The sequence below is a fragment of the Blastocatellia bacterium genome (genome assembly GCA_016713405.1).
Lineage (GTDB): Bacteria > Acidobacteriota > Blastocatellia > Chloracidobacteriales > JADJPF01 > JADJPF01.
The window spans coordinates 57,633-71,734 of record JADJPF010000011.1; the positions used below are offsets into that span (position 1 = coordinate 57,633).

A 14,102-nucleotide genomic window follows, 5' to 3' on the forward strand; every position below is an offset into this window, starting at 1 on the left:
TTAGACGGGTAATGATTGTCTAGTATAGCGGGCTATATTTTTTAACTTGTATCGATAAACAGCTTTTTTTATCGCCAAAAAGGAAAAATAACATTATTTCCCCTTACTATTAACTAGGTACTCTTCAGGGTTAAATGGTTCTACGCGCTGTTTAAATTTCCAAGTAAAACTGGGCCAAAGCGTTGAATTACGGCCCGTAGGGTCAAGATACCAACTAGCACATCTGCCAGCAGTCCAAACCGTCCCTTGCATTTTTTTATCAACTTCAGAAACAAACTCATCTTGTGCTTCTTTGCGGGGTTCAACTGTTGCAACACTATGCTTTTTCATATAGCGAACTGCATTTAAGACGTGTGCAATTTGACTTTCAATCATATAAACAACAGATGTGTGACCTAATCCAGTATTTGGGCCAAGTAGCAAAAAGAAATTTGGAAAGCCTGAAATAGTCGTTCCTAAATAAGCTTTGGGGCTACCTTGCCAAGTTTGAGCAAGGGTTTTTCCTTCTCTACCATAAATATGATCGGCAAAAGGCAAATCTGTTACATGAAAACCTGTGGCAAAAATAATTGTATCTATTTTTCTAGTTGTTCCATCTTTGGTAGTAATTGAATCTTGACCAACTTCTTTAACCGCTTCTGTTATTACTTCAACATTAGGTTTGGCAAGTGATGGAAGGTAATCATTAGAAATTAAAATTCTTTTGCACCCTATTACATAATTAGGCGTAAGTTTTTCTCTTAATTGTGGATCTTGGATAGATTTTTTTAGGTGATTTACAGCAATAAAACCATTTATATTCATTACCCAAGGATTACGAAAATAAATAACGTAAATTTCGCGTATCCAATAAATTAGCATACGCATTAAATATTGGGTAAAGGGGAATTGCCTAAAAAGTTTTTTCTCAAAATCGCTTATTGCTCTGTCATGACGAGGAATAACCCAGGGTGGAGTGCGTTGAAACAAATATAGTTTTTTAACTTTAGGTTCAATAGCTGGGACAAATTGAATTGCAGATGCTCCAGTGCCAATTACAGCAACAGTTTTGTCAGTTAAATCATAATTATGATCCCACCTTGCAGAGTGAAAATGGTTTCCTTGAAAATTTTCTAAACCAGCTAAATTTGGCAGCGATGGTTCACATAAAGCCCCAATAGCACCTACTAAAATATTAGCTGTAAGCGAACCTTGGGAAGTTTCTATAAGCCAATGTTTTCTTTCCTCTTGCCAAAAAACTTTTGTAACTTCATGACTAAACCAGATATGAGGCAAAATTTTATAGTTTTCAGCACAACGGCGTAGATAAGCCCAAATTTCTGCTTGAGGTGAATACATTCGACTCCAATCAGGATTAGGAGCAAAGGAAAAAGAATAAAGATGAGATTGCACATCACAAGCACAGCCTGGATAACTATTATCTCGCCAAGTGCCGCCTACATCATTGGCTCTTTCTAAGACTACAAAATCATCAATTCCTTCTTCCTTAAGTTTAATTGCTGTTCCAAGTCCGCCAAAACCGCTACCAATAATTGCTACTTGAAAATGTTTTAATTGATCCATAGTTATACTTCCTAAAATTAGCTGTTATTTTGTTATTATTTTAATGGTAGAGAAAACCAAAATGTGCTTCCTTGACCTTCCTGGCTTTCTACCCGATTTGACCATTATGTTTTTCAATAATTGCTTTACAAATTGCTTGTCCAAGGCCCGTTCCACCTTTTTTACGAGAGTCATTTGCTTCTACTTGCTTAAAACGTTCAAAAATTTGCCCATGAAAATTAGTTGGAATACCTCGACCAAAATCTATAACTTTTACTTCTAATTTATTGTTAACTTGTTGAGAAGAAACGACAATTTTGCCATTTGGTAAAGAAAATTTTATTGCATTTGACAATAAATTAACTAAAACCTGTGCTAAACGGTCTTCATCTGCATAAACTACAGTGTCAGAAATATGTGCTTCTACTTTAAGTTCTTCTTTTTCTGCAACTACCTTAATAGTCTCTATTGCACGTGAAACTATAGATAATATGGATACTTCTTCAAAGTGCATCTCCAAAGTGCCTTTTTCCAGTCGTTCATAATCTAAAATATCATTAATTAGGTTAAGTAGCCTTTTACTGTTACGTTCTGCAATTTCTACTGCTTCTTGTGATTCTATAGAAAGCTCACCTAAAAACCCGGCTGATAATAAGCTTAAAGACCCTGAAATAGAGGCTAGAGGCGTGCGAAGTTCATGGCTTACTGTAGCAACAAACTCTGTTTTTGCTCTCTCTGCCTCTTTTTGCTCAGAAATATCTCTAAGATGACCACTATAGTAAATATTATGATCTACACGAAACTCACTAAGGGAGAACTCTGCCAAAAAAATACTTCCATCTTTCTTTATAGCATTTATTTCGGTAATACGACCTAGATAAGTTTTAAGAAAATCTTCAAGACTACTGCCTATAGAGCGTTTAGAAAAAAGTGCTTGAATGTGTTGACCAATTAATTCTTTTGCTTGATAGCCAAACATTTTTTCTGCTGCTGGATTTAACGAATCAATACAACCTTGACTTGATAAAGTAACAAGGCCAACTAGCATATTATTAATGATTGATCTTGTATAAGCTTCACTAGTAGTTAATGAATTTAGGACTTGTTCCAGTTCACCTTGTTTAAGAACTAATAATTTTTGGCGATAGCGGTCTTGAATGTGTAAAGTTTCTAGGTGAGTAAAATTAATAAGTCTGGTTCTAAACATTACTATAGATAAGAATACGGAGGCAAACAAAGCAAATCCAAAATGCACCCAATAGGGCGAAGGAGTAGAGAAATAAGCTACACCGGCCCAGCTACCTAATACAAAAATTAAAGTTCCAACAAACCATCTTACAGAAAGAAAAATACTACCTATACCAATAACTAACAACATAAAATTAGTTGTTTGTTGTGCCTCTTGTACTAAATAAATATGAATTGTGCTATTTATAGACATCATAGCAGCAATAAGAAAACAAAGAGGATTAACTAAATTTAAGGAAAGAGTTTTTTTTCTGTTGTAAGTGCTAATACTTATAAAAGTAATTGCTGTTAATGCTGCTAAAGAAAAAAGCCATTTATTTATAGGTGGTGGAAGTACAAAAATATGACCTACAGCAAAAACTACATAAAGTAAGCTAAGAATAAAAGTTGCTGGTGGGAGAAAATCCCTAACAAGTCCATTTAAGGCAGCAGTAATTTCTTCTTTAGAAACCTGCAAACCTATATTTACATTGCTAGAACTAGATAAATCCTGCTTTAATTTTTTACTTATTTCTTTCAAATACTTTTACTTACTAAAAAACTTTAATTAGAGGTTAAAAAGTGAATCTGCCACACCAAAATTAGAGGTTAAAAAGTGAATCTGCCACACCAATATCTACTTGCAAGCTTTTCCATTCGGTTTTAGAGTTTAACTTTCCATCAATAAAAGTGTCCCAGGTTATTGGTAACATTAATTGAGTGTCAATCAAGATAATATCTCGTCTGTTATTGCGATCAACTTGTAGTTGGTAATAGTCGCGGTCTAGTTTAACTTGACTAAGGGTTGCATTTCCTGAAGATACAGCCTTTTCTATATCTTTAATTGTTCCTCCTAAATGACTAGTAACAAAGGTGCCTCCATCACCATCTTGTAACCTTTTATCATTTGGTTCCATTGTAATTGTAATAATACTTAATATACCACCAGCATGAGCGCGTACCTTACCAGCTTTATTATAAACAGCCACCGCGCCTTTATCTTTGCCAATGTTTACTTCTAGTCGAATTAATTGAGGCTTCTTAAAATAATATTTATGACCATCTTGTTTTGGTTTTCCATTTTTATACTTAGTGCTTACAACTTGACATTGATAATCTTTTATAGCTGTAAATCGTTGATTTAATTGTGTTAAGATCTCCTGTGGTGAAGTTGGAGAACTCGCTTGTCCTTTTACTAAACTACAGCCTAAAATGACTAAAACTGCCAATATAGAAATAATAACTTGTTTAAAAGATTGCATTTTTTTCTCTTCTTAACTTGGATTAATTATTGTAACAACTGTGCTAAGATAGCACGATTATACTTCAAGATAAGCCAAGTAAGAAAATAGAAAATTCTTGAAAACTAAGCTAGGTAAAATGCGACGGTAAGGAGATTTATGAAGACTTTATTACTTAATCCACCTTCATTTGAAAACTTTGATGGTGGTGCTAGTTCCCGATGGCCTGCAACACGCGAAATAGCGTCATTTTGGTATCCAGTATGGTTAGCCTATCCAGCAGGAATGATTCCTGAGTCCCGATTGTTAGACGCTCCCCCACACGGCGTAAGTATGAAAGAAACCTTGGAAATAGCTAAAGACTATGATTTTGTAGTAGTTTTTACTAGCACCCCAGGAATTCATAATGATATCCGAATGGCTGAGATGATGAAGGCAAATAAACCGGATCAAAAAATTACTTTTGTTGGGCCACACGTAACTGTTAGACCTGAAGAAACCTTACGCGCTACTACTGCGATTGACTTTGTATGTCGCAAAGAGTTTGACTTTAGTGTAACAGAATTTGCTGCTGGCAAGCCATTAGAAGAAATTCAAGGTGTTAGCTACATTAAGAATAATGAAATTGTTCATAATCCAGACCGTCCACCGCTTCATGACCTAGATCAGCTACCTTTTGCAACGGAAATTTATGCTCGTGATATGGATATTACCAAATACAATGTCCCGTTTTTACTCCATCCTTACGTTGCTTTTTACACTGAGCGAGGTTGTCCTGCACTTTGTACTTTCTGTTTATGGCCTCAAACTATGAGCGGACATCCTTGGCGCACTCGTAGTTCTGATAATGTGGTAGCAGAAGTCAAACGCGCTCTTGAACTTTTCCCAAATATGAAGGAAATTTTCTTTGATGATGATACTTTTGCTTGGCGTAAATCACGAGTTTTAGAAATTTGTGAAAAGTTTAAGCCGCTAAAATTTACTTGGTCTTGTACATCTCGCGTTCATACCGATTATGAAACACTAAAAGCTATGAAAGAAGCAGGTTGTCGGCTCTTGATTGTTGGCTTTGAGTCAGGCGATGATCAAATTCTTAAGAATATTAAAAAAGGCACAAATGTAGAAATGGCTCGCAAGTTTATGAAAAACTGTAAAAAGCTTGGCATAGTTGTCCATGGCGATTTTATTCTTGGCCTGCCAGGTGAGACTAAAGAAACAGTTGAAAGAACTATCAAGTTTGCAAAAGAAATTGACTGCGAAACCATCCAAGTTTCTATTGCCCACGCTTACCCAGGCACAGAAATGTATGATGAATGGAAGGAAAAAGGCATTTTAATTGAAAATGAAATGACTGACGACGAAGGCCATCAACTACCACACGCAGAACTTCCAGGAATTACTCGCGGCGAAATTATGCGCCAAGTAGAACGTTTTTATGATGAATATTATTTTCGTCCTCGTGTAGTTGCTCGAATTGTCAGCAAAGCAATTTTTGATAGCGATGAACGCAGCCGACTTTATAAGGAAGCAAAACAATTTTTACAACTACGTTCTAAACGAAAAGAGTTTGTTAAAGCCCAACAAGCTCAAATTGGCACTTCACATAAAGGTGTTTAGTTAAATTTATCTAAGAAGTAGAAAGAAGTCTTTTTCTACTTCTTTATCCAATTATAGTTACAAGATGCAAAAGAAATTAATCGTCAATGCTGACGATTTTGGTTACTCCATAGCAGTTAATCAAGCAATTATTCAAGCCTTTGAGCAAGGAATTTTAACTAGTTGTAGTTTAATGGTTGGTGAAGCAGCCTTTGATGAAGCAGTTAAACTTGCTCGCGCTCACCCTAAATTAGCCGTAGGATTACACTTAGTGGTAATTTGTGGGCGTTCGGTTTTGCCTCATAATGAAATCCCAAATTGAGTTGATAAATCAGGTAATTTTCCAACAGATCCTTTTGCTACAGGAGTTAAATATTATTTTTCTTCTGCTGCTCAAGTAGAACTACGAAAAGAAATTTATGCACAAGTGGAAAAATTTGCTAGCACAGGTCTTCCTTTTCACATATTGATGGGCATTTGCATTTACATATGCACCCAACAGTTTTTCTATTTTGGTTGAAGCAGCAGAAAAATATAAAGTAAAGCGTGTTAGATTACCGCAAGAAACCTTAAAACATACTTTGCGCTTGCGCCGTCGTAATTTAGCGATGAAACTAATTTGGTGGACAGTTTTTAGCCTTCTATGTAAAAGTGCCAAAAGTAAACTGCAAGGGCGTGGATTTGCTACAACACAAAGGGTTTATGGATTATTAGAAAGTGGTGCAATGACAGAAGATTTTTGGCTAGGACTACTCCCGCAAATTAACACAGAAATAAATGAAATTTATTGTCACCCTGAAATAAAAGAGTTAGCTGGTAATTCTACAAATTTAGGTGGTGGAGCCGAACTAGCCGCATTGCTAAGTAAAAAAGTACAAGCTAAATTAAAAGATCACGCCTTTGAGCTAATCAATTATTTTGACCTTGAGAAGGAAATAAGCAGAAAATTTTCTGCCTAAGTAATTAAAATTAAGCATGAAATTACTCCCAATAATAATAATAGCTGTTTTTACTGTCTCGCTTGGGGACGCTTTGTTAACTCGTGGAATGAAACAAGTTGCTGAGCTAATGACTAATTTTGATATGGCACAAGCTAGCGGCTTAAGTTTTCACTTAATGGGACTTGTTGCAACTGTTAATCCAGATTGGGCAATTTATGGGGCTTGGCCGATGGCTACGGTTACAAATATTTACTTTTTATTAGGTTTAGCCCTGCAAACCACTTTCTTTGTGCTTTTTCTTACCCTGCTTTCTCGTGCTGATCTTAGCTATGTTTTGCCTGTCACTTCTTTTAGTTACATTATTACTGCTGTTTTAGCTATGTTAATGCTTAAAGAAGAGGTTTCTGGCAGACGTTGGTTTGGGATCTTGCTAATTTGTTTTGGAGTTTTGCTTGTAGCGCGTGGTCAGGCCCGAACAGATCAAAAAACTTCTACCGAGGGGATAGCTGATAATGCTGGAAATGGTTAAACCTGTAGAAACTATAGTATTAATTATAATAATTGTCCTAGGTGGTTCTTGTGGAGATATTTTGCTTAGTCGTGGAATGAAGCAAGTTGGCGAAGTTGACACGCTAAAAATTAAGGTGCTGCTAGGTGTTGCTCGTCGTACATTGACCAATCTTTGGGTCATAAGTGGAATTGCTTGTATGGCTGTAGCATTTTTTTCACTGCTTACAGTGTTATCCTGGGCCCCAATTAGCTTAGTTAGTCCTGCTACAGCACTTAGCTATGTAGTAAACACAGTAGGGGCAAAATATTACTTAAACGAAGAAATAGACCGAGGGCGGTTAATGGGAACGCTACTTGTTTGCCTTGGTGTAGTTTTTCTTGTTATATAAGGCTGGGAGCGCAAGCATATTGCTTGCAATAACTTAAACAAATGAACTGGCTAACGCTGATCTTATTTTGGACTCTAATTTTACTTGTAACTGCTTCTGCTATTTACCACTTAATTTGCATTTATAGTGCCGCAAAATTTTTTAACTCACAAAAAAAATTAGAAAACTCTACTTTTACACCTTCTATTACTATCTTAAAACCTGTTCGCGGGATAGATGAAAGAGCTTATGATTGTTGGGTAAGCTGTTGTAATCAAGATTATTTAAATTATGAAATTATTTTTGGTGTTCGTGATAAAACCGACCCTGCAATAGATTTAATTAAACAGCTACAAACAGAATTTCCACAACTTCAAATAAAACTTGTAATTAGCGAAATCAGCATAGGCATTAACGCTAAAGTTAGTAACTTAAATAATATGCTAGGGTGTGCAGAAAATGAAATTTTAGTACTAAGTGATAGCGATATTTTTGTCCCAAAAGATTACCTAAAAACAGTAGTTTCACCATTGCAAAATGAAAAAATAGGTGTGGTTACTTGTCTTTATCGTGCAATTGGTAGCACTAATTTTGCTGCTTTGATGGAAGGTTTAGGAATTTCCGGGGAATTTATCTTAGGTGTTTTAACGGCACGTCAATTAGAAGGGATTAAATTTGCTCTTGGTTCAACGATTGCAATAAAAAAAGAGGTTTTAGCAAAATTTGGTGGTTTTGCGGCTATTGCTGATTATTTAGCAGATGATTTTTTAATAGGTAATTTAGCAGCTAAGTCAGGCTATCAAGTTTATTTATCTGAATGTGTAGTTGATACCGTGTTACCGAATTATAAGCTAAGTGATTTTCTTAAGCATCAAATTCGTTGGGCTAGAGGAGTTAAGTTTTCTCGTCCAGGCGGTTATGTTGGACTGGTTTTTACTTTTACAACATTTTTTTCCTTAGTTTTATTACTAGGTTTTGTAAATAGCTATTTAGCTTGGGTAGTCGCGCTACTAGCTTTAATTGTAAGGTCTTTAGCTGCGTGGTTAGTTGGTGGGACTTGGTTAGGCGATCATAGAATAAAACGTTATTTTTACCTTTTACCTATTAGGGATTTATTTAGCTTTTTAGTTTGGGCGGCTAGCTTTGTTGGGAGGACAGTTTATTGGCGAGGAGATAAATTTTATTTAACAAGTGGAGGGCGATTAGTTTCGGCAGATAAAAAGTAGTTTTGTTTAGATCGTGTTACAAAAAAGCAAGGATAAGGAATTAATATAGTTTTACCCATTAATAAATTTTATAAATATTTTGTAACACGATCTAAACATATGATTTATTTGTTAATAATATTTATGTTTCTTACTATAGAGTAGTCAAGAAGGTCACTATTTCCTATTCCAAATTGACCTAGATCAATAAACGCACCTTCAATGCTGTTTAGATCTATATCTTCAAGAATAATATTTTTTGTACCAGAAATAATAGGAGTAGAAAAAGGGACTTTTAACTTCTGGTTAAAAACAGTAATAGTGCTATTAACTATATCAATTTCTTGAATTCTACCACGCAATGAGGATGTAATAATTTCTGGAATTGGCCCAGGGAATTTAGATCCTTCCCCCATAAATTTTAATACTTTATTTTTCTTTGGTGCTTTTTCTAGTACACCATTTATTTTGGCTCCAATGGTAAATGAATTTACTATTTTAAGAAAATCTACAGCTTGTTGTGAAAGTGTGCTTGTAAAGCCTCCTTCAAGTGTTACTGTATTTCCTGAAATAGCAGTAATTCTTCCTCCAAATGTAACTAACTTTCCTACGCTAAAGTTATCAACAAGAATGGTCTTAAATCCTTGAGGAGTATTTTCTATAGTGATAAGTACTATAGTGCCTTGCTTTAAATTTGCAGCCATAAATACATCTTTATTTATAGCTATTGGTTGATTAAAAATGGTTATTTCTAATTGATTACTGCCTTTTTCAACCACCTTTTGAATGGGGCCAAGAAAAGTAATATCTCGGCGTTTTTCTACACGTGTCCAATCAGCTTTAATTAAGCTAGGGAATGTTTCTGTAGAAGTAAATACACCAGTTGCTCTTAATATATCTCTAACTTCAACAGGACGTTGGTTTTTAATCTCAGAAAAATCAACAACAACTCCATTTTTGCAGAAAGCCTTTTGATCTTTTACTTCTACAACTTCTACATTTAGCAGGGTGTCAAAGCTATCAGATATTTGTGCTACAGCCGGCTTAAATTGAACAAAAATTATTGATATAACAATACAAAAATAAAAGAAAACATATTTTATGTTTTCAAAACTAACGGACTTAAACATACTTTTCCCTTTCTTACACGCCTTTTTAAAAATTGTTGTGTTTGTAAATATTCTATAGATATTTCCCTTTGCTTGTTGACGCGTAAAAAAATAAAAAAAACTATCATAGTTTTACCGGGACAACTTTATTTCCACCTATAGTATTAGAAACATATTTTTTTTATAGCTTTTTATATAAAATACATATTTTGTATAATTCTAACTTAAGGTTTTATAAAATTATGATACGACTACCAATAAGCAAAGCTCGTTTTGAGCCTATAGAAAATCTTTATAAAGTAGCTTTTGGGCTAGAAAGAATTGTTCTTCATAAACATGACAAAGATCTTGCCGCAGTGGTTTCAATACAAGATCTTTTGTTACTTGAGCTAATAAAAAAAGGCTCTGCAACTGAACAAACAATTGTTGAAAACCTAGCTCGACTTGCTGCAATTGTTGAATCTTCAGAAGATGCAATAATAGGTAAAACTTTAGAAGGTGTGATAACTAATTGGAATCCTGGAGCAGAAAAGCTTTATGGATATAATACAGACGAAATATTAGGTAAATCTATAGCTATTTTAGCTCCAAAAGATCGAGCTAATGAAGCAATAGAAATTTTGGAAAAAATCCGCCAAGGCCAACAAGTTAAACACTTTGAGACTACTCGAATTTGTAAAGATGGTAAGGAAATATTTGTTTCTTTAACAGTTTCTCCAATAAAAGACGCTAGTAACAAGATTATTGGAGCATCAACCATTGCACGAGATATTACAGAACGCAAAAAGGCAGAAAGTGAGCTTAGACAAACTAAAGAAAAATTGCGGCTTTTTTCTAGAAATTTACAAGCACTTCAAGAAGAAGAAAGAGCAAACATAACTCGTCAAATCCAAAGCGATATTGGGCAAGTCCTAACAGCCTTAAAAATGGAACTTGCTTGGCTATATAAAAAATTAGGTGCTAACCAAGAGCTATTACAAAAAAAAGTTGAGAAAATGAAAGCTCTTATTGAACAATCTTTGCAAACAGTAGATAAAATATCTACAGAATTAAGACCTAAAGCACTAGATGACCTTGGTTTAACAAGTGCCATTGAATGGGAAGTTACACAATTTCAAAAAAATACAAATATAGAATGTAATCTAAATATTCCTGAAGAAATAATACTAGATTCAGCCTATTCAATTTTTGTCTTTAGAATTTTACAAGAAAGCTTAAGTAGTTTAGCTAGACTAACAAATCAAATAGATATTAATATTTATCAATCAGAGGATTTAAGCTTTCTTTTCCTTGAGTTAACAAGCAGTAATTTTGATTTTTCAAAACAAACAAATCTTTCTTTAGACTTATTTAGCGTTCAAGAAAGAGCTTTATTATTAGGGGGTAAGGTAGAAATCAAGCAACAGGACGAAAAACTAACTCTGCTAATTTCCATTGCTTTACCTAAAAAAGCTAATAAAGAAAGCTTTTTGTCTATTGACTCAGAAAATACAAAAAGATCTTTTCCTTTAACTACTAGCAACAAACAAGGCAAAAAGGCAATTACTAAAATTTTAATTGCTGATAGTCATGCAATTGTTAGAGAAGGCTTAAAACAAATTTTAGCAGAGATTCCAGACATAGTTGTTGCAGGTGAAGCAAGCAATGGTCAAGAATTAATGCAAAAAATACGTAATTATCCTTGGGATATGCTAGTAATGGATATATCTTTACCTGGTAAAAATGGTTTAGATTTACTTAAACAGATAAAAGTAGAATTTCCTTTATTACCGATTTTAATCTTAGGTACACAAACAGAGGAAGCTTATGCTTTAAGGATATTAAAAGTTGGTGCAGCGGGCTATTTAGACAAGGAAAGTGCGCCAGAACAATTAATTCAAGCAATTCAAAAAATTGCTGAAGGGGGCCAATATATAAGTGAGTCTGTAGCTGAACAATTAATATTTGAGCTAAAAGCTGATACAGAAAAACCATTACACAAAAATTTATCAGATAGAGAATTTCAAATTCTTTGTCTTATTGCTTCAGGAAAAAATCTAACAGAAATAGCAAAGGAACTGCGTTTAAGTATAAAAACTATTAGTACCTATCGTAGTAAATTACTAGAAAAAATAGGGTTAAAAAACAATGCTGAAATAGTTCGTTATGCTATAACAAATGAGCTTTTAACTTAAAATTTTGCTTTAATAAACAAGGGTAAAATTTTTACCTTCTTCTTTCCTAAAATCTTATTAAAAAAACTGTTTTTATCTGATTTCCTAAAATTTTCTAAAAAGTTACTATTGCTTTGGTTTACTACTAAAATTTAATTAGTAGAATTAAGCTTTAATTAGTAGAAAATTATGCCTAGTAATAGTAAATATAACCGCATTTTTATCAACAAGTTGCCAAATCTACCTATCTTAATTTTTCGACCAAACCGAAGATAAATAATTCTAACAATTAAATTTTTTAATGAGCTAGAGAAAATGCTATGGTAGCTTGGAGTATTTATGGATATATCGTTTGAAGCGGAAGATAAAACAGAGTTAAGTTTTAGCAAAATTCCAGAAGAAAAAAATGAAAATAATAAACTAAAACCTGCCTATGCCTTACAGGAAGCCTTGAAAGAAGGTTACACGGTTAAAGAATTAAAAACAGATATTTTAGCTGGTATCGTGGTAGGAATAGTTGCTCTACCCTTAGCAATGGCTTTAGCTATTGCTTGTGGAGTTCCTCCGCAATATGGGATTTATACGGCTGTAATATCTGGTGCAGTAATAAGTTTACTTGGTGGTTCACGAACTCAAGTTTCTGGGCCAACAGCGGCTTTTGTCGTTATCCTTGCCCCAATCACAATAAAATATGGCTTAGGTGGGCTTGTATTAGCTAGCTTGCTAGCTGGAATTATACTAGTTTGCTTTTCTTTAGCTAGGCTAGGGAAGTTTATTGAATATATTCCAACTACAGTAACTACAGGGTTTACGGCTGGAATAGGTGTAGTTATAGGAGTACTTCAATTAAAAGATTTTCTTGGTTTAACAGTTAAAAATATGCCAGAACATTTTCCTGAGAGAGTTTTGGCTTTAATAACTGCTTTACCAACAATAAGACTAACAGATTTTGCTATAGGTCTGATAACACTATCAATATTACTACTTTGGCCGAAAATCAATAAAACAATTCCATCACCTTTAGTAGCAATGGCTTTTGCTGCAATTATCGCGCTCATCTTAAAGAAAATTTTTCCTAGCTTTGATGTGGCGACTATTGGAACGCGGTTTTCTTACACTATAGCAGGTATTGAATATGCAGGAATTCCTAGAGCATTACCACTGCCGCTATTACCTTGGCATTTGCCGGGGGCAGATGGTCAAGCTGTAGGTATTTCCTTAAGTTTAATTCGTGAACTTCTTCCCGCTGCATTTGCTATAGCTGTACTAGGAGCAATTGAATCTCTTTTATCTGCGGTAGTTTCTGATGGTATGACTAATAAAAAGCATAACTCTGATTCAGAACTACTAGCACAAGGAATAGGTAATATAGTTGGCCCTTTTTTCGGTGGATTTGCAGCTACAGGTGCAATAGCTAGAACAGCTACAAATATTCGTTCTGGTGGTCGTTCTCCAATTGCAGCTTTTATACACGCAGTTTTTGTTCTTTTAGCCGTTTTACTACTTGCGCCTTTAGTTGCTTATTTACCAATGGCTTCCCTAGCCGCATTATTACTGCTTGTTGCTTGGAATATGAGCGAGGCTAAACATTTTGTTCATATAACTAAAATTGCCCCACGTAGTGATATAGTAGTTTTATTAATTTGTTTCTTCTTGACTGTGTTTTTTGATATGGTTATAGGTGTTAGTGTAGGTTTAGTTTTATCTGCACTAGTATTTATGCACCGGATGGCAGAAACCTCAAAAGTTAATATTTTTGCTGAAAAAAGTTCTAGACTAAAAGAACCGCTCCCACCTAATACCATACTTTATGAAATTATACTATTTTTTTGGTGCAGCACAAAAAGCTATGTCTACTATTAATGTTATTGGTCAAAATACCAAAATAATTATACTTTATATAGGTGCTGTTCAAATAATTGATGCAACAGGGTTAGTTAGTTTAGAGTCAGTCTTAAAATTACTTAAAGAAAAAGGTGTGTTTGTTATTATTGCAGGAGTAAAAAAACAACCTGCATCTGTATTAGCTAAAGCAGGAATACATAATCAAGAAAACAGTATCTTTATTTGTAGAAAATTTAGTAAAGCTTTAGAACAAGCATGGGCTTATTCTAAAAATATAAACTCAAAAACAGAACAAAAAACAGAAGGTATATCTTATTTAGAAACTAGTAAAATATAGAAACTGCTAAAAAATTTGCAAGTATTTA

At 34.2% G+C, this 14,102-nt stretch carries 11 protein-coding genes and 1 pseudogene; 8 read left to right on the forward strand and 4 right to left on the reverse strand.

Annotated features, from left to right (window positions below; all coding sequences use genetic code 11):
- Positions 1-93 precede the first annotated feature (93 nt).
- The 3 genes from IPK14_14920 to IPK14_14930 form a co-directional block, all read right to left on the reverse strand.
- Positions 94-1,563, reverse strand: a complete 1,470-nt coding sequence (locus IPK14_14920; protein MBK7994618.1) for an NAD(P)/FAD-dependent oxidoreductase — start codon at positions 1,561-1,563, stop codon at positions 94-96.
- A gap of 88 nt (positions 1,564-1,651) precedes the next feature.
- Complete coding sequence (locus tag IPK14_14925) at positions 1,652-3,310, reverse strand: PAS domain S-box protein (GenBank protein ID MBK7994619.1); 1,659 nt, start codon at positions 3,308-3,310, stop codon at positions 1,652-1,654.
- A 61-nt stretch (positions 3,311-3,371) separates the two neighbouring features.
- A complete protein-coding gene (locus IPK14_14930; GenBank protein ID MBK7994620.1) occupies positions 3,372-4,031 on the reverse strand; it encodes a hypothetical protein in 660 nt (219 codons plus the stop codon).
- A gap of 138 nt (positions 4,032-4,169) precedes the next feature.
- On the opposite strand from IPK14_14930, the gene hpnJ reads away from it, so the two are divergent.
- The 5 genes and pseudogenes from hpnJ (at position 4,170) to hpnI (ending at position 8,651) form a co-directional block, all read left to right on the forward strand.
- Positions 4,170-5,627, forward strand: coding sequence for a hopanoid biosynthesis associated radical SAM protein HpnJ (gene hpnJ / locus IPK14_14935; protein MBK7994621.1), 1,458 nt, complete (start codon positions 4,170-4,172; stop codon positions 5,625-5,627).
- Positions 5,628-5,691: 64 nt separating this feature from the next.
- Positions 5,692-6,565, forward strand: a pseudogene (hpnK, locus tag IPK14_14940) (hopanoid biosynthesis-associated protein HpnK).
- Positions 6,566-6,581: 16 nt separating this feature from the next.
- Positions 6,582-7,076 carry an EamA family transporter gene (locus tag IPK14_14945; GenBank protein MBK7994622.1) on the forward strand — a complete coding sequence of 165 codons (495 nt, stop codon included), beginning with the start codon at positions 6,582-6,584 and terminating at the stop codon, positions 7,074-7,076.
- Entirely contained in the window at positions 7,069-7,446 is a 378-nt protein-coding gene (locus IPK14_14950; GenBank protein ID MBK7994623.1) for an EamA family transporter, read from the forward strand. The genes IPK14_14945 and IPK14_14950 overlap by 8 nt, the downstream gene beginning before the upstream one ends.
- 41 nt (positions 7,447-7,487) lie before the next feature.
- Positions 7,488-8,651 (forward strand): bacteriohopanetetrol glucosamine biosynthesis glycosyltransferase HpnI, encoded by a 1,164-nt coding sequence (hpnI, locus tag IPK14_14955; GenBank protein ID MBK7994624.1) that lies wholly within the window; start codon positions 7,488-7,490, stop codon positions 8,649-8,651.
- Between the two features lie 104 nt (positions 8,652-8,755).
- Here hpnI and IPK14_14960 read toward each other — a convergent pair whose 3' ends face one another.
- Positions 8,756-9,760, reverse strand: a complete 1,005-nt coding sequence (locus tag IPK14_14960; protein ID MBK7994625.1) for a hypothetical protein — start codon at positions 9,758-9,760, stop codon at positions 8,756-8,758.
- Between the two features lie 221 nt (positions 9,761-9,981).
- Here IPK14_14960 and IPK14_14965 point away from each other — a divergent pair, with 221 nt between their 5' ends.
- The 3 genes from IPK14_14965 to IPK14_14975 all read left to right on the forward strand — a co-directional run bounded on the left by IPK14_14965 (position 9,982) and on the right by IPK14_14975 (position 14,074).
- Positions 9,982-11,913, forward strand: coding sequence for a PAS domain S-box protein (locus IPK14_14965; GenBank protein MBK7994626.1), 1,932 nt, complete (start codon positions 9,982-9,984; stop codon positions 11,911-11,913).
- Positions 11,914-12,231: 318 nt separating this feature from the next.
- A complete protein-coding gene (dauA, locus tag IPK14_14970; protein MBK7994627.1) occupies positions 12,232-13,755 on the forward strand; it encodes a C4-dicarboxylic acid transporter DauA in 1,524 nt (507 codons plus the stop codon).
- Positions 13,742-14,074 (forward strand): STAS domain-containing protein, encoded by a 333-nt coding sequence (locus IPK14_14975; GenBank protein ID MBK7994628.1) that lies wholly within the window; start codon positions 13,742-13,744, stop codon positions 14,072-14,074. Before dauA ends, IPK14_14975 begins: the two co-directional genes overlap by 14 nt.
- The last annotated feature ends 28 nt before the right edge of the window (positions 14,075-14,102 follow it).

Bases quoted from the DNA above. Each gene is read 5' to 3' on its own strand.
- IPK14_14920 (MBK7994618.1), bottom strand. From the start codon at position 1,563: ATGGATCAATTAAAACATTTTCAAGTAGCAATTATTGGTAGCGGTTTT.
- dauA (MBK7994627.1), top strand. From the start codon at position 12,232: ATGGATATATCGTTTGAAGCGGAAGATAAAACAGAGTTAAGTTTTAGC.
- hpnI (MBK7994624.1), top strand. From the start codon at position 7,488: ATGAACTGGCTAACGCTGATCTTATTTTGGACTCTAATTTTACTTGTA.
- IPK14_14975 (MBK7994628.1), top strand. From the start codon at position 13,742: ATGTCTACTATTAATGTTATTGGTCAAAATACCAAAATAATTATACTT.
- IPK14_14945 (MBK7994622.1), top strand. From the start codon at position 6,582: ATGAAATTACTCCCAATAATAATAATAGCTGTTTTTACTGTCTCGCTT.
- IPK14_14930 (MBK7994620.1), bottom strand. From the start codon at position 4,031: ATGCAATCTTTTAAACAAGTTATTATTTCTATATTGGCAGTTTTAGTC.
- IPK14_14960 (MBK7994625.1), bottom strand. From the start codon at position 9,760: ATGTTTAAGTCCGTTAGTTTTGAAAACATAAAATATGTTTTCTTTTAT.
- IPK14_14950 (MBK7994623.1), top strand. From the start codon at position 7,069: ATGGTTAAACCTGTAGAAACTATAGTATTAATTATAATAATTGTCCTA.
- IPK14_14965 (MBK7994626.1), top strand. From the start codon at position 9,982: ATGATACGACTACCAATAAGCAAAGCTCGTTTTGAGCCTATAGAAAAT.
- hpnJ (MBK7994621.1), top strand. From the start codon at position 4,170: ATGAAGACTTTATTACTTAATCCACCTTCATTTGAAAACTTTGATGGT.